Raw genomic sequence first — 21,965 nt, 5'->3', positions numbered from 1 at the left:
CCGGGCGCCATGGCGGGCGGCTGGATTCACTGTCTCGACCGGGTACCGGACCTGGCCGGGCTGGCAGCCACGGCACCCGCTGAATTTCCCTACCTGTTGGATGACGCTTCCGGGCGTGGCCGCAGCATTCTGTTCCAGGCAGGCCCGGAAGTTCTGGTCCGCCAGGCGGACGGCCGGATCGAAGGACCCGGACGCGGCAGCGGCTTCTTCGAACGCCTTGAAAACTGGTATCTCGAAGAGCGCCGGGAAGCCGACGGAAACGACGCAGGCGAACCCGGATTCTGCGGTGGCTGGTTCCTCTACATCGGCTACGAGATGGCCGGCGAAATCGAACCCACCCTGCGCCTGCCGCCACAGGATACCGGGATGCCGGACGCCTTCGCACACCGCTGCCCCGCGGCGGTCGTCGTCGAACCCGATGCCGATGGATGCCCGCGCGCCCGCGCCGTGGCGGAGAGTGAAACCGCGCTGACCCGTCTGCTCTCTACCCTGGAATCGGTTACCGCAGCCGAACCACGCGACGAATTGCCGGGACTCGCCGACCTGAGCGAGGAAGATCCGGAGCACTTTCGCGCCGGCGTACGCTCGGTACTGGAATACCTGGCCGCGGGTGATGTGTTCCAGGTAAATATTTCACGGGGCTGGACGGGCCGCTTTCAACGCGAACCCGATCCCGTGGCTCTTTACCGTGCTCTGCGGCGCACCAATCCGGCGCCCTTCGCGGGCCTGATGCGCTGGGGCCGCTCCAGCCTGATCAGTTCATCGCCGGAACGGCTCGTCGAAATCCGCGGTGACCGTGTTCAGACTCGCCCGATCGCCGGCACCCGGCCACGCGGTGCCAACCAGGAGCAGGACCAGGCGATGTCGCGGGAACTGATCGGCAATCTCAAGGAGCGCGCCGAGCACATCATGCTCATCGACCTGGAGCGCAACGACCTCGGCCGGGTGTGCCGGCCCGGCACGGTCGAGGTGAACGAGCTGATGGTCATCGAAAGCCACGCCCACGTACACCATATCGTGTCCAACGTGCGCGGCCGCCTGCGCGAGGAGGCAACGCCCGTGCAGGCGATACAGGCCGTGTTCCCCGGTGGTACGATCACCGGATGTCCCAAGGTGCGCTGCATGCAGATCATCGCCGAACTCGAGCGCGCGGGGCGTGGGTTCTATACCGGGTCGATGGGCTATCTCGGTCGTGATGGACGCATGGACATGAATATCCTCATCCGCAGTCTGCTGACGCGGGGGAATGCGTTCAGTTTCCGGACCGGGGCGGGCATCGTGGCGGATTCGCAACCTGACCTGGAATTGCGGGAAACCGAGGACAAGGCCCGCGGGTTACTGCTGGCCCTGCAGCGTGAACCCGACCTTGCCGCACATGTTTGACTGCCTGGTCAACGGAGAACTTTCCGGCCACGTCGCGGTGGACGATCGCGGACTGCACTACGGTGACGGTATTTTTGAAACCGTCGCGGTCATTCACGGGCAACCGCGGTTCTGGCAGGGTCACATGGACCGGCTGGCCATCGGTTGTGAAACCCTGGGGCTGCCCCGTGTGCCGCAGGCATTGCTGTTGCGGGAGCTGCAGACGGTCAGCGCCGGCCTGGCGAGCTGCGTGGTCAAGATCCTGCTCACACGGATCAGCTCGGGGCGAGGCTATCGCCCCGGGACCACCAGTGATTGCAACCGCGTCGTCGCCGCCTATCCTTTTCCCGAAGACGCGGAGCAGTTCGCGCTGCACGGTGTGGATGCCCGTATCTGCAATTTTCGCCTGGCCCTGCAGCCGGCCCTGGCCGGCATCAAACACCTGAACCGGCTGGAACAGGTGCTGGCGGCCGCGGAGCTGGCCCGCACCGGCACCGACGAGGGCATCCTGCTGGACAGCGAGGACTACGTCATCAGCGCTCTGTCGGGCAACCTGTTTCTCGTGGTGGGCGACCGCTTGTTGACTCCCCGCATGGACCGGGCCGGCGTGCGAGGGGTGATGCGCGGGGCGATTCTGCAGGCCTTCAAGGCGCGCTGCGAACAGCGGCGGGTCACCCTCGACATGCTGCGCGACGCGGATGAAGTGTTCTGCTGCAACGCCGTGCGCGGCATCGTTCCGGTGCGCAGAATCGGGCAATGGATTTTCGAGCCCGGCCCGCGAACCCGGGAACTACAGGAATGGCTGAAGCCGTTGTGAGCGGTCGGTGCCATCCCGACCCGGACCTGCATCGATGCTGAGCCGGGGGCTCAAGTGGCTGGCCGGTGGCCTGGCGCTGGCGGCAGGAGTCGCCGCACTGGCCGGCTGGCTGGCCTGGCGGGACTACCAGGCTTTTCTGTCCACGCCATTGCGGCTGCCGGCCGAAGGCCGGGTGCTGGTGGTCGAGCCCGGCATGAGCGGAATCAGCATGGTGACGCGCTTGGCGGATATGGGTGTCACCCGGAACGGCTGGACCTGGCGCCTGCTGCTGCGCCTGGAACCGGCAATCATCCAGGCCGGCGAATATCGGCTCGAAACGGGCATGAAGCCGGCCGACTTGCTCGGCAGGCTGACGCGCGGCGACGTCATCCGCTACCGCTTCACCATTGTCGAAGGCTGGACCGTTCGCCAGTTGCTGGATGCACTGGCCGCCGACCCCGTGCTCGGTGCGGGGGTGCCGCCGGACGCGGCGACGACGGTCCTGCCGACCCTGGTCGACGGACACGTCAATCCCGAGGGCTGGTTCCTTCCGGAAACCTATTCATTCGTGCGGGGCGACAGCTACCGTGAACTGTTGCTGCGGTCCCACCGGGACATGCGGGCGGCGCTCGAACAGGCCTGGGCGGCACGGCACGAAGACCATCCGGTCACCAGCCCCTATGAATTGCTCATTCTCGCTTCCATTATCGAAAAAGAGACCGCGGTCGAAGCGGAACGGGGTGACGTCAGCGGCGTCTTCGTGCGCCGTTTGCGCCGCGGCATGAGGCTGCAGACCGATCCGACCGTGATTTACGGCATCGGCGAAGCCTACGACGGCGACATTCGGCGCCGTGACCTGGTCACGGACACGCCGTACAACACCTATACTCGCCACGGTCTGCCGCCGACACCCATTGCTCTGCCGGGGCGGGCTTCGTTGATGGCGGCCGCGCAGCCCCGGCCCGGTGATGCCCTGTTTTTCGTCGCCGATGGTGCTGGCGGCCATACCTTTTCGGCCACTCTGGAGGAACACGAAAAAGCCGTGAAGAAGTTGTTGGAGAGAACACCGTGAGCGCCCGGTTCATCACCTTCGAAGGCGGGGAGGGTGCCGGCAAGAGCACGATGGTCGCCCGCGCCAGAGGATGGCTGGAAGCCCATGGCCACGAAGTCGTGCAATCCCGCGAGCCCGGGGGCACGCCGTTGGCCGAACGCATTCGGGCCATCGTTCTGGACCACGATCACGAGTCGTTCGACCCGGTGGCGGAACTGCTGCTGGTGTTCGCCGCCCGTGCCCAGCACCTGGCCGAGTTGATTCGCCCATCGCTGGCCGCCGGCAAAACCGTGCTGTGCGATCGTTTCACCGATGCCACGTGGGCCTATCAGGGCGCCGGCCGCGACGGACCGCTGGAACTGATCGGTCAACTGGAACAAGCCGTGCATGGCGACCTGCAGCCGGATCTGACGATACTGCTCGATGTACCGGTCGAAACCGGCATGCGCCGCATGGCCGGCCGCGGTGAAGCCGACCGCATCGAACAGGAGTCCATGGCCTTTTTCGAACGGGTGCGCCGTAACTACCTGGAACGGGCCGCCGCGGCACCGGAGCGGTTCGCCGTGGTCGACGCCGGCGCTGGCCTCGAAGCGGTCTGGCGCAGCGTGGAAGGCGTGCTGGAACGCCGGTTGGCGACATGACTTATCCGTGGCTGACCGAGGCCGAAGCGCGATTGGCACGCAATGCCACCGAGGACCGGCAGGCCCATGCGTTGCTGTTCAGTGGCCCCGCCGGCCTGGGCAAGGTCGGCCTGGCCCTTGGCGAAGCCAGGGACCTGCTGTGCCTGGAACAGACCCGCCCGGCGTGCGGGACGTGTCGCTCCTGCCAGTTGATGCAGGGCGGTGCGCATCCGGATTTTCGTCGGGTCACTTTCGAGCCGAACGACAAGGGTCAGATGCGCAAGGAAATCGTCGTCGACCAGATCCGCGCGCTGATCACCTCGCTGCAACTCACCAATACCCTCAGCCAGCGCAAGGTCGCGATCGTACACCCGGCCGAAGCGATGAATCGAAACGCGGCGAACGCACTGCTCAAGACGCTTGAAGAACCGGCGGGTGACGTGGTCCTGATCCTGGTCAGTCACGACGAAGCGCGGCTTCCGGCCACGGTACGCAGCCGTTGCCAGTCCGTGGCGATTCGTCAGCCGGAAACCACCGAGGCGGCCGACTGGCTGGCCGGGCAGGCCGGCACGGACCGCGAATCCGCCCTGTTGGCGCTGGAAGCGGGGGCCGGCAGTCCGCTGCAGGCCGCCGAATTGCTGGACAGCGGACGTATCGACGACTTTCGTCAACTGTGCGAGGCGCTGGATCGACTGGCGACCGAGCCCGGCGGCGCCACCGATGCGTTCACCCGGCTGATGGAGCTGGATTCCGCGGAGTGCTGGCGCTGGTTGTCGCTGGCCTCGGCCGCGCGGGCACGCCGCCGCCTGTCCCGGGAGGCGGAATCGGCGGGAATCTCCGGTCTGCTCCACCTCAATGCCCTGGCCAACCGTAATCTGCGCCTGGTGGCCACCCCGGTCCGCCAGGACTTACTTCTGCGGGATTGGCTGGTACAATGGCAGCAGACGGCCGGGCGCTGATCCGGCGTCGACCCGCACCGGACAAGGAACGAACCAGGCATGGCCCAGCAAGGAATTCTGTCGCTATCGATCACCGACAAGACGGCCCTGTATCGTTCCTACATGCCGTTCGTCCAGGGCGGCGGGCTGTTCGTGCCCAGCACCAAGAAGTTTCAACTGGGCGACGAAGTGTTCCTGTTGCTCACGGTCATGGAATTCGAAGAGCGCCTGCCCATTCCGGGCAAGGTGATCTGGATTACGCCGCAGGGCGCGGCGGGCAACCGTAAGGCCGGCATCGGCGTGCAATTCGCCGACACCCCGGATGGCGCGCATGCGCGCACCGTGATCGAATCCCACCTGGCCGCGATGATCAAGAGCAACGCCAGTACGCACACGATGTAGGAATCAGCCGGCGGTCCCGGTGGCCAGGCCTTCTCGTATTCCTTCGAGCAATCGTTCCAGTTCGTCCGACCCCTGGTAGAAGTGCGGCGACAACCGGATCGCGCCTGCGCGAACCGAGGTTTCGATCCCTCGCGCCTGCAGCGCGCGATGCAAGGCGCCGGCCGGCATCGAGCGCGGCCGAAAACTGACGATACCCGACAGACGTTCAGGCGCCGCGCGGCTGATCGTTTCCACCGCGGAAAGTTCATCCAGCCCCTCCAGCAACCAGCCCGAGTTTCCGCGCACCCGTTCGGCAACGATGTCCGGGCCGACGGTTGCCAGCAGTTCCAGCGCGGCCGCCAACGCCACCTGACCCAGGGAATTGGGGCTGCCCGCCTCGAAACGGCGGGCCGAGGAGGCCGGTGTCCAATCGCTGCGCTCGAACGCCCAGGGGTTCTCGAACATGTGCCAGCCATGCTGCCGCAAGCGCAGCCGCGCGCGGGCTTCGGGCCGGCTGTAGAACACTGCGATGCCCTCGGGACCGAGCAGCCATTTATGCGCGTCGGCGGCGAGAAAATCAGCCCCGCAGGCGCTGACGTCCAGCGGCAGGGCCCCGAGTTGCTGTATGGCGTCGACGAAAAACAACACCCCCTTCGCGCGGCAGGCCGCGCCCAGGCGTTCGAGGTCGAGGCGGAATCCATCGTTCCACTGCACCGCGCTGACGGTCAGCAGCCGGGTGCGGTCATCCAGTGCCTCGATCAGCGCCGTTTCGGCATCGGCGGCGGCCCGGATGTCGACTTCCTGCAGTGTCACGCCATGGCGCTGCTGCGCCAGCCAGGGCAGGCGATTGGAGGCAAATTCGCCAAGCGGCAGTACGATCCGGTCGCCGGCCTGCCAGTCCAGGCCATGGGCCACCAGGGAAATGCCCTCGGTCGTGTTCTTCACCAGCGCGATATCGGCCGGGGAGGGCGCTTCGAGCAGAGCGGCCAATTGTTCGCGCAACCGCCGTTCTCGCGCGATCCAGTCGCGATAGTTCGCCGGCCCGTGGTTGAGGTTTTCGTCGGCGAATGCGCGGACCGCTTCGGCCACGCAGCGCGGCCATGGCGACATGGCTGCGTGGTTGGCGTACACGCCGTCACCCGCGCCGGGAAACTGATCGGAAATGAGCGCCTGCAGGTCGGCGCCGCCGGAAGGATTACGCATGGGGCTATAATGACCCGAGCCTTGCCGCCGGGCAAATCCCGGTCCGTGCGCAGGCGACGAACCCGTGGGCGTGAGCCGATGTGCCGTATCCACCATTTCGAATCCGCAGTGCCCGCGACCTCCGCGCAGAAGCCGGCGCGATGAACCCGGAGCCCTGAGCCCATGTCCCGCGACAGTGAATCCACAGCCGATTCGCCTCCAGCGCTGTCGCACCGCGCCATCCTGCACGTCGACATGGATGCCTTCTATGCCTCGGTGGAGGAGCGGGACCGGCCCGAGCTGGCCGGCAAACCCCTCGTGGTCGGCGGACTGGGGCCGCGCGGTGTGGTCTCGACTGCCAATTACGCTGCCCGCCAGTTCGGGGTTCACTCCGCCATGCCGATGGCACGGGCGCGCCGTTTGTGTCCGCAGGCGGTTTACCTGCGTCCGAGAATGGACTGCTACCGGGAAGAATCGGCACGTATTTTCAGCCTGTTCAGACGTTATACGCCGCGGGTCGAGGGCCTGTCGCTGGATGAAGCTTTCCTCGACGTGAGCGGCAGTCTGCGCCTGTTCGGCAGCGCCGAGGCCATCGCGCGCCGGATCAAAACCGATATCCATGAGACCACCGGTCTGACCGCATCGGTCGGCGTGGCGCACAACAAGTTTCTGGCCAAGCTCGCCTCGGATCTGCAAAAGCCCGACGGGCTGGTCTGTGTGCCGGCCGATGCCGTGCACGGGTTTCTCGACCCGATGCCGATCCGGCGTCTGTGGGGAATCGGCCCGCGCACGGAACCGAAGCTCAAGGCGCAGGGCCTGCTGACCTTCGGCCAGCTACGCCGCGCCGATGAAGCCGTCCTGCGCAGCCTGCTCGGCAAGCGCGCGGAACACTTCCGGCGGCTGGCCAGCGGTGAGGACGACCGCGAGGTGGTCAGCGACAGTCCGGACAAGTCCATCAGTCACGAAGTCACCTTCGATACCGACCTGACCGAACTGCAGGAAATGCGCGCCGAACTGCAACACCTCACCGATCTGGTGGCGGCGCGCCTGCGCCGGCGCCAGTTGCTGGCGCGCACCGTGGTGGTCAAGATTCGTGATCCGGACTTTCGCACGGTCACGCGCTCCCGCAGCATGCCGGCCGGCACCGACGCCACGCAGACCGTGTACCACCTCGCGCGGGCGCTGTTCGACGGCTGGCGCAAAAGCCACCCGTCCACGCCGGTGCGTTTGCTGGGTGTGGGAGTGAGCGGGCTGGACCACCATCCCGGACCCGATGCCGAGCCGGGCGAAACAACGCCCATGCCGCTGGACGGACCCGACAGCAGGCCACTGGATGCGCTGATGGACTCGATCAACCGCCGATACGGCGGCAACAAGATCGTGCACGGACAGACGCTCCGGCGCCGCCGCGGCGATTCATGAGGCGGGGTCCGCCGGTGGCTGCTCTTCCTCGCGTAATTCGCGCCGCAGGATCTTTCCGACGTTGCTCTTGGGCAGGTCGTCGCGGAACTCGATCATGCGGGGCCGCTTGTAACCGGTGAGGTTTTCGGCCGCGTGAGCGCGCAGTTCCTCCTCGGTGAGTGAGTCGTCACTGGGCACGACGTAGATTTTGACCGCTTCGCCGGACTTCGGGTCCGGAACGCCGACGGCGGCCACCTCCGCGACCTTCGGATGCAGGGCGATCACGTCCTCGATCTCGTTGGGAAACACATTGAATCCCGACACCAGGATCATGTCTTTCTTGCGATCGACGATGCGGAAATACCCGCCGTCCACCATCATGGCGATGTCGCCCGTGCGCAACCAGCCATCCTGGGTGATTACCCTGGCCGTTTCCTCCTCGCGCTGCCAGTAACCCTTCATCACCTGCGGTCCCCGCACCACCAGTTCGCCCGTCTCGCCGGCCGGAAGAAGATCGCCGTCTTCGTTCATGACCGCGCATTCGGTCGACGGAATCGGCAAGCCGATACACCCGTTGTACGCTTCGAGGTCGAGGGGATTCATGCATGCGGCCGGCGAGGTCTCGGTCAATCCGTAGGCCTCGACCAGGGTTTTGCCGGTCACCGACTTCCAGCGCTCGGCCACCGCGCGCTGCAGGGCCATGCCGCCGGCCAGCGCCCCTTTCAGGGTGCTGAAATCCAGATCGCTGAAACCGGGTGTATTGAGAAGACCGTTGAACAGGGTGTTGACGCCCGTGATCATCGTGAACGGAACCCGGGAGAGCTCCTTGACGAAGCCGGGCATGTCGCGTGGATCGGCAACCAGCACATTGGTTCCACCCAGCGATGTGAACACCAGGCAGTTCGCCGTCAGGGCGAAGATATGATATAGCGGCAACGCGGTGATGATGACCTCGGCCTCTTCACCGATGCCCGCTGCCTGGAGCCAGGCCCTGGACTGCAGCATGTTGGCGACCATGTTGCGGTGGGTCAGCATGGCGCCCTTGGCCACACCGGTTGTTCCGCCGGTGTACTGCAGGAACGCGATGTCCTCGAAGCCCACGTTGACCGGTTCCAGCGGCAGGCGGGCGCCCCGGTCCAACACGCTCCGAAACGTTACCGAACCCGGAAGCTGCCACTTGGGAACCGCCTTGCGCAGATGGCGGACCACGAAATTGACCAGCACACTCCGCGGGAAACCCAGCAGGTCGCCGGCCCCGGTGGTGATGATGTGCTCCACCGGAACTTCATCGCGCACCTGCTCCAGCACGTGGGCGAAATTCTCCACAACGACGATGGCCCGGGCACCCGAATCGACCAGCTGGTGGCGCAATTCGCGGGGCGTGTACATGGGGTTGGTGTTCACCACCACGAGCCCGGCGCGTAGCGCACCGAACACCGCCGCCGGATACTGCAGCACATTCGGCATCATCAGCGCGATGCGGTCACCGGGTTTCAACCCCTCATGCTGCAGCCAGGCGGCGAACTGTCGGGTCAGCCGATCGAGATCCGCGTACGTCAGCCGGGTTCCCATGCTGGTATAGGCGACCCGGTCGCGAAAGGTCTCGCAACTGGTCTGGAACAGGTCAACGATGGAACGGTGACCGGTGAGATCGATTTCATGTGGTACGCCGTCTGGATAGCTCGCCAGCCAGGGTTTGTCCACTGCAGCACCTCGTGTTTGGCTCATGTCAGGGCTGTCCTGGGTCCGTGTTCGGTTCGCGCCGATATTCCGGATGTGACCGCCGTCGGCAACGCCCAGAACGGGACCATACCCCATTGCAGCACACCGGCCGTGGACCGGCAAGGCGAACACCGCGTTTGCCAGCCGTCGCCCTCGGTGTATATGATCGCCGGGTCGGCAGCCCGGACCAGGAGAATCCGGCCATGGGTGAGCAAAACGTCCAGCGCGACACTGACGAGGCCCGGCACCAGGCCTTCATGCGCGCACTGCTCGAGGAAGTTCGGGCGCTGGAAAAACTATTGGAGTCCGGCCGGGTCGAGACCGGTATCCGCCGGATTGGCGCGGAACAGGAGATGTTCATCGTCGATGCCGCATTCGGCCCTGCGAACAAGGCGCTGGAAATGCTCGACGGCATCGATGACGAGCGCTTCACCAACGAGTTGGGCCTGTTCAACATCGAAGCCAACCTCTCGCCGCAGCTCTTCGGCGGCGACTGCCTGGGCCGAATGGAAGCCGAACTTCGGGAGTTGTACCAACGGGCGCGCGCGGCCGCCGGGCGCAGCGGCTGCGACATCGCCCTGGTCGGCATCCTGCCCAGCCTCACCCAGGGCAATCTGGGACTGGATTCCATGGTGCCGGCGCCCCGGTATCACGCCCTCAACGACGCCGTTCGCGCGCTGCGCGGCGAGGCCTTCCGCTTCACCATCAACGGCATCGACCAGCTATCCGTGGAACACGACAACGTGATGCTGGAAGCCTGCAACACCAGCTTTCAGGTTCACTTCCAGGTCGGTCCGGAAGAATTCGCGCGCCTGTACAACATCGCCCAGGTGGTGACAGCGCCATTGCTCGCCGCCGCCGCCAATTCGCCGATCCTGCTGGGCAAGCGATTGTGGCACGAGACCCGCATCGCGGTGTTTCAGAATTCCGTGGATTCACGCTCCACGGTCCACAAGACCCGGGGCCAGCAACCGCGCGTACATTTCGGCGACCACTGGGTCGAGGAATCGGTCACCGAAATCTTCAAGGAAGACATCGCCCGCAACCGCATCATTCTGACCACGGAAACCGAGGACGATCCGCTGGGCATGGTGGAGCGGGGCGATTCACCCCGGCTCAACGCGTTGCGGCTGCACAACGGCACCGTGTACCGGTGGAACCGTCCGTGTTACGGGGTGGTCGACAACGTCGCCCATCTGCGCATCGAAAACCGCGTCATTCCGTCCGGACCCACCCTGGTGGACGAAATGGCCAACGCGGCGTTCTTTTTCGGCATGATGGCCGGCATGGCGGAGCAGCACGAGGACATCCGCACGCAGATCCGCTTCGAGGACGTCAAAACCAATTTTCTGGCGGCCGCGCGCGAAGGCATTCGCGCTCAACTCAACTGGTTCGACGACAGCTACCTGCCGGCCAAACAGTTGATCGAAGAACAGCTTATTCCGCTCGCCCGTGAAGGGCTGGAGCACATGAACATCGACCGCAACGACATCGACCGGCTGCTGGGTGTACTGACCGAACGGGTGGCCGAGCGGCGGACCGGTTCGCGTTGGGCGCTGGAATCGCTCGAGAGCATCGGCAGTCGCGGAACCCTGGAGCAGCGCATGCGCTCGCTGGTGAGCAGCATGGTCAAGCAGCAGTCGGGCGGCGAGCCCATCAGCCGCTGGAAACTGGCCGGTTTTTGCGAAGAGCAGGACTGGCGGGAAAGTTACCGGCAGGTCGGCCAGTTCATGAGCACCGACCTGTTCACGGTACGCCCGGACGACATCGTCGACTTCGCCGCCACCCTGATGGACTGGCGGCACGTGCGTCACGTGCCGGTCGAGGACGACTCCGGCGCGCTGGTCGGACTGGTATCGCATCGGGCCCTGTTGCGCCTGGTGGCCCAGGGCCGCTTCGGCAGCGAGGAAAAGGTGACGGTGAGCGAGATCATGAATCCGGACCCGGTGACGGTGAGCACCAGCACCAGCACGGTCGAGGCCATCCGGATGATGCGCGAAAAGCAGCTTGCCTGCCTGCCGGTGCTGCGCGACGGCAAACTGGTGGGCCTGGTGACCGAACATGACCTGATCGTGGTGTCCTCGCACCTGCTCGAATCCTACCTGGCGGATGAAGCCTGAGACAGCCGCCCGGGTGCCCCCGGGCGCCGTTTTTCTGGTTCTGCTCGTCGCGCTGGTGACGGTGGCGCCGGGCTGCAGTCAACAGCTCAGCGTGGAACAGCAGGTCATCGCCGTCATTCGCGACATGGAAGCGCGGCTGGAGGCGGTCGAGCGCCGCCCGTTCATGAATCACGTGGCCCCGGATTTCAATGCGCAGGACGGCCGCATGAACCGTGAGCAGTTCAACGCCATGGTGCTCTACTACATCCACCGCTACAAACGGCTCAGCGCCCGGCTGTTGCCGATTCAGGTGGAGGCCGGGGAAGGGGACACGGCAACCGCCCGCTTTCGCGTTCTGTTCACCGGCGGGGAAAACTGGATGCCGGACGCCGGGCGCGTATATCAGGTCGAATCCCGGTGGCGCATGGAGGACGGCGAATGGCTGCTGGCCGCCGCGCGCTGGGAAGCGCTGGAGCTCGAAAACGTCCTGGAGTGAAGGTTCCGCCCGACGCCGGGCCGATCGGGTTTCGGATTCGCGGATTTTGAGAATGGCCGCGCTACAATGGAACGATGTTCCATCCGGCCGTCCAGCACTGGTTCGAAGCCAGTTTCGATGCTCCCACCCCGGTTCAGGTCGCCGCCTGGAAGGCCATACGCGCCGACCGGAATGTGCTGATCGCCGCACCCACGGGCAGTGGTAAAACCTTCGCCGCGTTCCTTTGCGCCATCGACGACCTGGTCCGGCGCGCCCAACACGAACCGCTGCCGGACGCGGTTCAGGTGCTTTATGTCTCACCCCTCAAGGCGCTGTCCAACGACATCGAAAAAAACCTGCAGGCGCCGTTGGCCGGCATCGATGACTGGCTGCAGGGCGCGCACGGCCGTGACTCGGGCATTCGCGCCGCAGTTCGCACCGGCGACACGACGCCCGGCGAACGGGAGCAAATGCGCCGGCGCCCGCCGCAGCTCCTGGTCACCACCCCGGAATCCCTGTACCTGCTTCTGACCTCCGCCTCCGGCCGCGCCATGCTGTCGGGAGTGCGCGAGGTCATCGTCGATGAAATCCACGCCGTGGCCGGCAGCAAACGCGGCAGTCACCTGACCCTGTCACTGGCGCGCCTGGATGCCCTGTTGCCGGCGCCGGCCCGACGGATCGGGCTGTCCGCGACCCAGAAGCCGATCGAAACCATCGCCGAATTCCTCACCGGCGGGCAGCCTTGTACCATCGTCGACACCGGGCACCAGCGCGAGCGGGACCTGCAGCTGGAACTGCCCGGTTCCCCGCTCACTCCGGTCATGGCCAACGAGGTCTGGGAAGAAATCTACAACCGTCTCGAAGGCCTGATCGCTGATCACCGGACCACCCTGATCTTCGTCAATACCCGCCGGCTGGCGGAACGGCTGGCCCGTCACCTGGCCGAGCGGCTCGGGGAAGACGCCGTCACCGCTCACCACGGCAGCCTGTCGCGGCGGCACCGGCTGGCCGCTGAACAGGCCCTCAAGAACGGCCGGCTGCGGGCACTGGTGGCGACCGCGTCGCTGGAACTGGGCATCGACATCGGCCACGTCGACCTGGTGTGCCAGATCGGCTCGCCCGGCAGCATTTCGGCACTGATCCAGCGGGTGGGCCGCGCCGGTCACGCGGTGCACGCGACCCCGAAAGGCCGGCTGTTCCCGTGCACCCGCGACGACCTGGTCGAAGCGATCGCACTGCTCCGTGCGATTCGCGACGGCCAGCTCGACCGGGTGCATATTCCGGAAGCGCCGCTGGACGTACTGGCGCAGCACCTGGTGGCTGAACTGAGCGCGTGCGACTGGGATTGCGACGAGCTGTACTCCGTTCTGCGCGGTGCCTGGCCCTACCGCGACCTGGAGCGGGAAGCGTTCGACGCGGTCGTCGACATGCTGGCCACCGGCTACGCCACCCGTCGCGGCCGCCGCAGTGCCTTTCTGCACCACGATGCGGTCAACGGCCGCCTGCGCGCCCGGCCCGCCGCCCGGCTGACCGCCCTGCAGAACGGTGGCGCCATCCCGGACCAGTTCGACTACGACGTCATCATGCAGCCCCAGGGTTTCCGGGTCGGCACCCTGAACGAGGATTTCGCCTTCGAAAGTATTCCCGGCGATATCTTCCAGTTGGGCAACACCAGCTACCGGGTTCTGAAAATCGAGCAGGGCAGGGTCCTGGTCGACGACGCCCACGGTCAGCCGCCGACCATTCCGTTCTGGTTCGGCGACCGGCCCGGCCGCAGTGACGAGCTGTCCGAGGCGGTCTCCGCGCTGCGCGAAGAGGCCGGCCGGCGCTTGGACGAAAACGGCGTGGACGATCTGCGTGAGTGGCTGATCGGCGAGTGCGGTCATGCCGCGGCGGGCGAACAGGCTGCCGGCTACCTCGCTGCCGCCCGGGAAGCCCTGGGATGCATTCCAACCCGGGACCGGATGGTCCTGGAGCGCTTCTTCGACGATACCGGCGACCTCCACCTGATCATCCATGCGCCACTGGGCTCGCGCGTCATTCGGGCCTGGGGACTGGCGCTGCGCAAACGCTTCTGCCGGCATTTCAATTTCGAACTGCAGGCCGCCGCGCTTGAAGACTGCCTGATCCTGTCCCTGGGGGAGACCCACAGCTTCGACAAGGAATCGGTTCCCGATTTCCTCAAGGCCGCCAGCGTCCGCCAGGTGCTGACCCAGGCCGTCCTGGACGCCCCGATGTTCGAAGTGCGCTGGCGCTGGAACGCGACCATCGCATTGGCCGTACAACGCATGCGCAACGGGCGTAAAGTGCCGCCGCAATGGCAGCGCAACCAGGCGGAGGACCTGGTGGCGGTGGTATTTCCGGACCAGTTGGCCTGCCTGGAAAATATTCGCGGGGAACGCGAGATCCCGGATCATCCGCTGGTGTGCCAGACGCTGTCCGACTGCCTGAACGAGACCATGGACATTAGCGGTCTGGAACGGGTACTGGCGGCCCGTGAACAGGGCGACTGCGCGATTCATTGCGTCGATCTGACCGCCCCGTCTCCGCTGGCGGCGGAGATCATCAACGCCCGGCCTTACGCGTTCCTCGATGACGGTGAAGCGGAAAACCGGCGCACCCGGGCCATCCGGCAGACTCCCAACGACCTCGCCGACGCCGGCATGCTGCGGATCATCAGCGTGCCCGCCATCGACCAGGTCCGCGCCGAGGCCTGGATTACCCCGCGCAATGCGGACGAGTTGCATGATGGACTGCTGCAGCTCGGATTCCTGACCGAAGCCGAATTCACCCAGCCGGACTGGTCCCCCTGGTTTCGCGCGCTGGCCGATGAATTCAGGGCCTGCTGCGTACGCCGCGGGAATGGTCAGGCGTGGTGGGTCGCCACCGAACGTCTGGCCGAGGTGCTGGCGCTCGATCCACAAGCCAAACCGGCTCCCGACCCGCGGGCGGTGTGGTCGCCCGAAACGGAGCCCGACGGCCCCGAAGCCGCCCTGCGCGAACTGTTACGGAGCCGGCTGGGGGGACTGGGACCCGTCACCGTGGAGCGACTGGCGCGGGACTTCGGCCTGTCCGCCGCGGTGATCGAACAGGCGCTGGGCGTACTGCAGAACGAAGGGGTGGCCATGCAGATGGCGCCGGACGGAGAGCCCGCGCAATGGTGTGAACGCCGGCTGCTGGCGCGCATTCACCGCTACAGCCGGGAACGCCGCAGGCGCGCCGCCCGGCCGGTGCCGCCGGCGGCGTTTCTGCGCTTTCTGCTCGACTGGCACGGCATCGAGGCCCCCGACACCGAGGTTTCCCAGGCATTGGAAAGGCTGGAAGGCTGGGTCGCCCCGCTGGCGAGCTGGGAAAATCAGTTGCTTGCCAGTCGCTGCCGGAATTACCGGCCGGAAGCACTGGACCAGTGTTTTCTCAGCGGGCAGGTCTGTTGGTTCCGCCCGCCACAGGGGGCGTCGGAGCGGCAGCAGATCATCGCAGCCACGCCGATCGGCATCGTCCAACGGGCACACGCCCGCCTGTGGCAGAGCGGCCCGGCGCCCAGCGACGAGGCCCTCGGGGGGGCGGCCGCGGCGGTGCTGGCTCTGCTGCGCGAGCACGGCGCCCTGTTCACACCCGACCTGCAGGACCAGGCGGGACTGCTGCGTCCCGAACTGGAACACGCCCTGGCAGCCCTGATCGCCCGCGGGCTGGTGACCGCCGATGCGTTCTCACCGCTGCGCTGGCTGATCCGCCCCGAAAACGTCAAGCGCCGCCAGTTGCGCTCGGCCCGGCCGCGTTCGCCGCTGCTGGCCGGGGGCGGCATGTTAGGACGATGGAGCGCTGTGCCTCCCGTGGCGGAGGGCGAGCCGGCCACACCCGATGACCATTTACCCGTCGTGTGTGCCGCCCTGCTCAAACGCTACGGGGTCGTGTTCCGGGCGGTTCTGGAACGGGAAAGCCTGCTCCCGCCCTGGCGCGACCTGCTGCGCTACCTGCGGCGCATGGAGGACCGGGGTGAAGTGCACGGCGGCCGATTCGTGGACGGCTTTTCCGGAGAACAATTCGCGCTGCCGGAAGCCGTCGGCCTGTTACGCCGCCACGCCGCCACGGATGTGGACCGATACGCGGTCATCGGGGCGGCGGACCCCCTGAACCTCGGCGGTATCATCACGGCCGGGGCGAAAACCCCGGCGCTCAACGGCGGGCGCATCCTGCTGCGCGACGGCGTACCGGTGGCCCGCGGAAACGGCGACCAGGTGGAAGTACTGGATTCCAGGCTGCGGATGACGGATGCGGAACTGCGCGCCCGGTTGTTGACGGTGCGACCCCTGCAGGCCGGCAACCACGACGAAAAACGGGTCCGGCCCTGATTCCCGATTAAAGCACACTCGGGCTCACGGCCAGGGCCGCTTTCACCGCACCCGCAATGGACCCGAATGGCGGTCAAACCCGGCCCGCATTCAGCCCGCATTCAGGCAGGGGCGTGTTACCGTGTAGGCCACCGAATATCCCGACGACCGGATGTACAGTCCGGTCACCGTAATCATGGAGGAGACGATGAGAATCATCACCCTGAGCGTGCTCGCCGGTAGCCTGCTGCTGTCGGCCTGCGCCACCACGAGCACCCCCGACGATCCGTATGCGCGCACCAAAAAGGGCGCCGCGATCGGTGCCGCCGCCGGCGCCCTGGCCGGCGTGTTTGTAGGCGACGGCGAATTGGACGAAGTGCTGGGCGGAGCAGCCGTTGGGGCCGGCCTCGGCGCCGGCATCGGCCTGTACATGGACAAGCAGCAGAAGGAACTGGAGCAGATCGAAGACGTCGACGTCACCCGCGTCGATGAGGAAACCCTGCAGGTGCATTTCGACAGCGACATCCTGTTCGCGGTGGATTCGGCGATTCTGTCGAACACCTCCCGCGCGTCGCTCGATGATTTCGCCCGGGTCATGCGCGATTATCCCAAGTCCGCCATCCTGATCCAGGGCTTTACCGACTCCACCGGCAGCGAAGCGCACAACCTGGCGCTATCCGAGCGCCGTGCCGATGCGGTGTACAACCACCTGGTGATGCGCGACATCGATCGCTCACGGATGGAAGCCATCGGTTACGGTGAAGGATATCCCGTCGCGGACAACGCCACGTCGCAGGGCAGGGCACTCAATCGCCGGGTCAGCATCCTGATTCGCGGCAAGAGCTGAGCCACACGGTCCAAACCAACCGGCACAAAAAAATCGGGCGCGTTTCCGCGCCCGATCATCATGGTTTGGACCCGGCCGGAGGGTTTCCGGCCGGCTTTCTGGCCGTCAGGCCGCCAGCTGACGCAACACGTAGTGCAGGATCCCGCCGTGGCGGTAGTACTCCCACTCTTTTGGCGTGTCGATGCGCACCCGCGCCTCGAACGTTTTCGTGTTGCCGTCTTCATCGGTCGCGGTGACCTCGACGGTGGTGGACTCGTTGGGCTTGAGATCGGCGATGTCGTAAGTCTCCCCGCCGTTCAGGCCCAGGCTTTCAGCCGAATCGCCGTCCATGAAGTTGAGCGGCAGTACGCCCATGCCAACCAGGTTGGAACGATGAATCCGCTCGAAACTCTCGGATATCACCGCCTTGACGCCTAGCAGGTTGGTGCCCTTGGCCGCCCAGTCGCGTGACGAACCGGTGCCGTATTCCTTGCCGGCCAGGATGACCAGCGGCGTGCCCTCGGCCTGGTATTTCATCGCCGCATCGTAAATCGGCATCACCTCGCCATCGGGCTGGAACCGGGTCCAGCCGCCCTCGGTACCGGGAGCGAGCAGATTGCGCAACCGCACGTTGGCAAAGGTACCGCGCATCATCACTTCGTGATTACCGCGGCGCGAACCGTAGGAATTGAAATCCACCTTCTGTACGCCCTTGCTCTTCAGGTAGTCGCCAGCAGGCGAGTCCTCCTTGATCGCACCGGCCGGTGAGATGTGGTCGGTGGTGATCGAGTCTCCCAGCAGAGCCAGGCAGCGGGCGCCGCGTATCGCGGCCACGCCCGGCGCATCCTTGGGCATGCCCTGAAAATAGGGCGGATTCTGGATGTAGGTCGAATCGTCCTGCCAGGCGAATTTGTCGCCTTCCGGGCTCTCGATGCTGTTCCAGCGCTCGTCACCCTTGAACACGCTGGAATAGCTCGAGCGGAACATGTCCGACGTGACGCTTTCCTGAATCACGTTCTGAATTTCGTGACTGGACGGCCAGATGTCGGACAGGTAGACCGGCTTCCCGTCACTGTCCTCGCCCAGGGGCTCGGTCGTCAGATCCACATCCATGCGGCCGGCCAGCGCGTAGGCCACCACCAGCGGCGGGGAGGCGAGGTAGTTCATTTTCACATCGGCATGCACCCGGCCTTCGAAATTGCGGTTGCCGGAAAGCACCGAAACCGCGGTCAGGTCATGCTCACGAATGGCGTCTCCGATCGGCTCGGGCAGCGGGCCGGAATTGCCGATGCAGGTGGTGCAGCCGTAACCCACCACGTTGAAGCCCAGCGCCTCGAGGTCGTCCATCAGTCCGGCTTTTTCAAGGTAATCCGTCACCACGCGGGAACCCGGCCCGAGTGAGGTCTTGACCCACGGCTTCACCTTGAGACCGCGCTCAGCGGCATTGCGGGCAAGCAGCCCCGCGCCCAGCATGACCGCCGGGTTGGAGGTATTGGTGCAGGAGGTGATCGCCGCGATGACGACCGCGCCATCCGTCAATTCAAAGGTCTCGCCCTTGTACTCGACCCGGGCCACCGGGGCATGCAGCACGGCTTCGTTGCCGACCGCAGTGCCGCCACCTTCGTCCTCCAGGCGCGCTTCGGCACCGCTCTTGGGCTCGCGGTCGGAATGGATTTCGTCGGAATGGCGGGCATAATTCTGCGCCGCGTCCTTCAGCAACACCCGGTCCTGGGGCCGCTTGGGACCGGCCAGGCTGGGCTGCACGGTATTCATGTCGAGATGCAGCACCGCGCTGTACTCGGCCTCGGCCTGTCCCGCGGTGCGGAACATGCCCTGAGCCCGCGCATAGGCTTCGACCAGGGCCACCTGCTCCTCGGAGCGCCCGGAAAGGCGCAGGTAACGCAGGCTTTCCTCGTCGATGGGGAAGATACCACAGGTCGCGCCGTATTCCGGCGCCATGTTGGCGATGGTGGCCCGGTCCGCCAGCGGCAGGTGATCCAGGCCGTCGCCGAAGAATTCCACGAATTTGCCGACCACCCCGTGCTCGCGCAGCATCTGGGTGACGGTCAGCACGAGATCGGTGGCCGTCGCGCCTTCGGGCAGTTGGCCGGTGAGCCGGAAGCCGACGACCTGCGGAATCAACATGGTGATCGCCTGACCCAGCATGGCGGCTTCGGCTTCGATGCCGCCGACGCCCCAGCCGAGCACACCGATGCCGTTGATCATCGTCGTGTGGGAATCGGTCCCGACCACGGTGTCCGGGTAGGCCACGCCCTCGCTGCCGAAGACCACGCGGGCGAGGTGTTCCAGGTTGACCTGGTGCACGATGCCGGTGTTCGGCGGCACCACGCGGAAATTGCTGAATGCGCTCTGGCCCCAGCGCAGGAAGCTGTAACGCTCCTGGTTGCGCTGAAATTCGATCTTGTTGTTCAGGTCCAGCGAGTCGGCCTGACCGTAGCTGTCCACCTGCACCGAGTGGTCGATGACGAGTTCGGCCGGCGACAGCGGGTTGATCTTGCCGGGGTCACCGCCCAGGGCGGTCATCGCGTCGCGCATCGCTGCGAGGTCGACGACGGCCGGAACGCCGGTGAAGTCCTGCAGGACCACGCGTGCCGGGGTGAAGGCGATTTCCGTTTCGGGAGCGGCCTGGGGATCCCACTGGCACAAGGCCTCGATGTCATCAGGAGTGACGTCCAGCCCATCCTCATGGCGAAGCAGGTTCTCGAGCAGGATCTTCAGGCTGAAGGGCAGGCGGGAGATGTCGTGCTTTTCGGCCAGCCGTTCGAGGCTGAAATAGCGGTATTCACTGCCGTTGACATCGAGTGTAGTTGCGGTGGAAAAGGAATCTCCCATTGCGTTCTCCATTGACCTCTCTGATTGGTCTTTGACCCTGTCGGACTTGCCGGATCGTTGGCTGCGGGGTCAGCACGCAGTTGCGCCCGGAAAAACGACCATTATCGCCGATTGTGCGGCGTGTTCCCAGTACGATGAGCGGTGCGAAAACGGATGGGGAGGCCGCTCAGTTGTATAACAGTTCGGAGGCCTCGCGCAGAATCCGCCGGCGGCGGAACAGCAGTTCGAACCGCCCGCCGCCCAGTTGGTCCCACAGTACGGCCGAACGCAGACCGCACAGGAGCAGGGTGCGTACCCAGTCCACGGTGCGGTCGCGTTTGAGAAACTGGGGCCGTCCGTTCACCACGATCCGGGGTGTCAGGGAACTGATGGTTTCGGCGTACAGGCCGGCAACCTGGTGAGCCTGATGATCTTCACGCTCGTGCGGCTCGAGATCAGGGCCTTCCGCGCCAATGGCTTCCAGTCGCTCACCGACTTTCTGCTGCATGTTGGAATTGCGTACGAATCGACGCTCCACCTGCAACAGGCCGACGGCGTAGCGCAGGGCGTCGGAATTCCGATTCTCACCGCGCAACATCGCCACCAGCGTCTCCAGCCCCAGGCGCAGATTGCGCACGCCGCCGTAAACCGTATCGACACAATCGGCTTCCAGGCGGAACAACGAATCCAGGCTGGCACTGGCCGCATAGCCGGACCAGGTGCCATGCCAGGCGGCCTGGCGGACCAGTTCGGTGGCCTGTATGACTCCCGCCAGAGCCAGGGTGCGTTCCTTCATGCCGTGTCGCCTCCATTCACTGCCGCGAGCGGGCCGGCGGGCGGCGCGTCGCAGGCGTCGATGATCCCGCCGCCCAGGCAGACCTCGTCCGAGTAAACCACCACCGACTGGCCGGGTGTCACCGCGCGCTGCGGCTGTTCGAAGACCAGCCGCAGCCGGCCATTACCGGCTTCGGCGACGGTGGCGGCCTGAGCGTTCTGACGATAGCGAACCTGGGCCTGTACCGGGGTGCCGGCAGCCGGTGCCTGTCCGCTGATCCAGTGGGTCTGGCCTGCTGTCAACTGGCGCGACATGAGCCAGGGATGATCGTGCTGCTGGCCGACGAACAGGACGTTTTCGTCGATGTCCTTGTGCAGCACGTACCACGGCGCATCCGGAAAACCGCGAACGCCGCCTATGCCGAGCCCCTGGCGCTGACCGAGGGTATGGAACATCAGGCCCTGGTGTTCTCCCAGAACCTGGCCTTCGGGCGTACGGATATCGCCGGGACACGGCTCGATGTATCGGGCCAGGAAGCCTCTGAAATCACGCTCTCCGATGAAACAGATGCCGGTACTGTCTTTTTTGTCGTGCACCCCGAAGCCGGCCGCGGCCGCCCGGTCGCGCACGCTGGACTTGGGCAGTTCGCCCACCGGAAAATCGGTGCAGGCCAACTGATCCTGTCCCAGGGTGTAGAGGAAATAGCTCTGGTCCTTGCCGGAGTCGCGGCCGCGCAGCAGTTGCCAGCCGTCGTCGGTCGACCGGACCCGAACGTAATGCCCCGTCGCGATGCGCTCGGCGCCGAGATCGCGGGCGTGATCGAGAAAGGTACGAAACTTGATCTCGCGATTACACAGGATATCGGGGTTGGGGGTGCGTCCGGCACGGTATTCGTCGAGAAACTCCTCGAACACGTTGTCCCAGTATTCCGCGGCGAAATTGCGCCGGTGCAGCGTGATCCCGATCCGGTCGGCTACCGCCTGTGCATCGGCCGCATCGGCCTCGGCCGGGCAGGTGCCGTCACGATCGTCTTCCTCCCAATTCTTCATGAACATCCCGGCCAGGGGGCGTCCCTGCTCGTGCATCAGCAACGCCGATACGGACGAATCCACGCCGCCGGACATCGCGACGACGGTCAATTCACTGCTGTGGCCCGTACGCGTCATGCACTACA

The 21,965-nt window shown here is 65.6% G+C and carries 16 protein-coding genes; 11 read left to right on the top strand and 5 right to left on the bottom strand.

What is annotated here, in order from left to right; translation table 11 throughout:
- Nucleotides 1-9 precede the first annotated feature (9 nt).
- The 6 genes from V3330_RS12065 to V3330_RS12040 are packed head-to-tail and all read left to right on the top strand — an operon-like array spanning nt 10 to nt 5,169.
- Nucleotides 10-1,383, top strand: a complete 1,374-nt coding sequence (locus V3330_RS12065; RefSeq protein WP_354695674.1) for an aminodeoxychorismate synthase component I — start codon at nt 10-12, stop codon at nt 1,381-1,383.
- Nucleotides 1,355-2,179 carry an aminodeoxychorismate lyase gene (pabC, locus tag V3330_RS12060; protein ID WP_354695673.1) on the top strand — a complete coding sequence of 275 codons (825 nt, stop codon included), beginning with the start codon at nt 1,355-1,357 and terminating at the stop codon, nt 2,177-2,179. Before V3330_RS12065 ends, pabC begins: the two co-directional genes overlap by 29 nt.
- Before the next feature lie 34 nt (nt 2,180-2,213).
- Complete coding sequence (gene mltG, locus V3330_RS12055) at nt 2,214-3,230, top strand: endolytic transglycosylase MltG (protein ID WP_354695672.1); 1,017 nt, start codon at nt 2,214-2,216, stop codon at nt 3,228-3,230.
- Nucleotides 3,227-3,850: a dTMP kinase gene (gene tmk / locus V3330_RS12050; protein WP_354695671.1), complete on the top strand. Its 624-nt coding sequence runs from the start codon at nt 3,227-3,229 to the stop codon at nt 3,848-3,850. The genes mltG and tmk overlap by 4 nt, the downstream gene beginning before the upstream one ends.
- The gene (gene holB, locus V3330_RS12045) at nt 3,847-4,788 is read left to right on the top strand and encodes a DNA polymerase III subunit delta' (RefSeq protein WP_354695670.1); all 942 of its coding nucleotides are present in this window, start codon (nt 3,847-3,849) and stop codon (nt 4,786-4,788) included. The genes tmk and holB overlap by 4 nt, the downstream gene beginning before the upstream one ends.
- A gap of 39 nt (nt 4,789-4,827) precedes the next feature.
- Nucleotides 4,828-5,169 (top strand): PilZ domain-containing protein, encoded by a 342-nt coding sequence (locus V3330_RS12040; protein ID WP_354695669.1) that lies wholly within the window; start codon nt 4,828-4,830, stop codon nt 5,167-5,169.
- A gap of 3 nt (nt 5,170-5,172) precedes the next feature.
- Here V3330_RS12040 and V3330_RS12035 read toward each other — a convergent pair whose 3' ends face one another.
- On the bottom strand, nt 5,173-6,351 hold the full coding sequence (locus V3330_RS12035; protein ID WP_354695668.1) for an aminotransferase class V-fold PLP-dependent enzyme: 1,179 nt from the start codon (nt 6,349-6,351) through the stop codon (nt 5,173-5,175).
- 162 nt (nt 6,352-6,513) lie between these two features.
- Here V3330_RS12035 and V3330_RS12030 point away from each other — a divergent pair, with 162 nt between their 5' ends.
- Nucleotides 6,514-7,752 carry a DNA polymerase IV gene (locus tag V3330_RS12030; RefSeq protein ID WP_354695667.1) on the top strand — a complete coding sequence of 413 codons (1,239 nt, stop codon included), beginning with the start codon at nt 6,514-6,516 and terminating at the stop codon, nt 7,750-7,752.
- On the opposite strand, the gene V3330_RS12025 is transcribed toward V3330_RS12030, so the two are convergent.
- Complete coding sequence (locus tag V3330_RS12025; RefSeq protein WP_435791822.1) at nt 7,747-9,459, bottom strand: AMP-binding protein; 1,713 nt, start codon at nt 9,457-9,459, stop codon at nt 7,747-7,749. The two genes, V3330_RS12030 and V3330_RS12025, sit on opposite strands and share 6 nt — an antisense overlap.
- 197 nt (nt 9,460-9,656) lie before the next feature.
- Between V3330_RS12025 and V3330_RS12020 the strand changes: the two genes are divergently transcribed.
- The 4 genes from V3330_RS12020 (at nt 9,657) to V3330_RS12005 (ending at nt 17,205) form a co-directional block, all read left to right on the top strand.
- Nucleotides 9,657-11,573, top strand: a complete 1,917-nt coding sequence (locus tag V3330_RS12020) for a glutamate-cysteine ligase family protein (RefSeq protein WP_354695666.1) — start codon at nt 9,657-9,659, stop codon at nt 11,571-11,573.
- Entirely contained in the window at nt 11,563-12,048 is a 486-nt protein-coding gene (locus V3330_RS12015; RefSeq protein ID WP_354695665.1) for a hypothetical protein, read from the top strand. Before V3330_RS12020 ends, V3330_RS12015 begins: the two co-directional genes overlap by 11 nt.
- 74 nt (nt 12,049-12,122) lie before the next feature.
- Complete coding sequence (locus V3330_RS12010) at nt 12,123-16,379, top strand: DEAD/DEAH box helicase (RefSeq protein WP_354695664.1); 4,257 nt, start codon at nt 12,123-12,125, stop codon at nt 16,377-16,379.
- 187 nt (nt 16,380-16,566) lie between these two features.
- A complete protein-coding gene (locus V3330_RS12005) occupies nt 16,567-17,205 on the top strand; it encodes a YiaD family glycine zipper/OmpA-like lipoprotein (RefSeq protein ID WP_354695663.1) in 639 nt (212 codons plus the stop codon).
- Nucleotides 17,206-17,310: 105 nt separating this feature from the next.
- Here the strand turns inward: V3330_RS12005 and acnA are convergent, their stop codons facing one another.
- The 3 genes from acnA to mnmA form a co-directional block, all read right to left on the bottom strand.
- On the bottom strand, nt 17,311-20,037 hold the full coding sequence (acnA, locus tag V3330_RS12000; protein ID WP_354695662.1) for an aconitate hydratase AcnA: 2,727 nt from the start codon (nt 20,035-20,037) through the stop codon (nt 17,311-17,313).
- Between the two features lie 166 nt (nt 20,038-20,203).
- Nucleotides 20,204-20,812 carry a high frequency lysogenization protein HflD gene (gene hflD / locus V3330_RS11995; protein ID WP_354695661.1) on the bottom strand — a complete coding sequence of 203 codons (609 nt, stop codon included), beginning with the start codon at nt 20,810-20,812 and terminating at the stop codon, nt 20,204-20,206.
- On the bottom strand, nt 20,809-21,957 hold the full coding sequence (mnmA, locus tag V3330_RS11990; RefSeq protein ID WP_354695660.1) for a tRNA 2-thiouridine(34) synthase MnmA: 1,149 nt from the start codon (nt 21,955-21,957) through the stop codon (nt 20,809-20,811). The genes hflD and mnmA overlap by 4 nt, the downstream gene beginning before the upstream one ends.
- Nucleotides 21,958-21,965: the final 8 nt, after the last annotated feature.

Source organism: Elongatibacter sediminis (assembly GCF_037892215.1).
In the GTDB taxonomy this organism is placed as follows: domain Bacteria; phylum Pseudomonadota; class Gammaproteobacteria; order Xanthomonadales; family SZUA-36; genus Elongatibacter; species Elongatibacter sediminis.
This window is presented reverse-complemented; position numbering and strand designations above follow the sequence as displayed.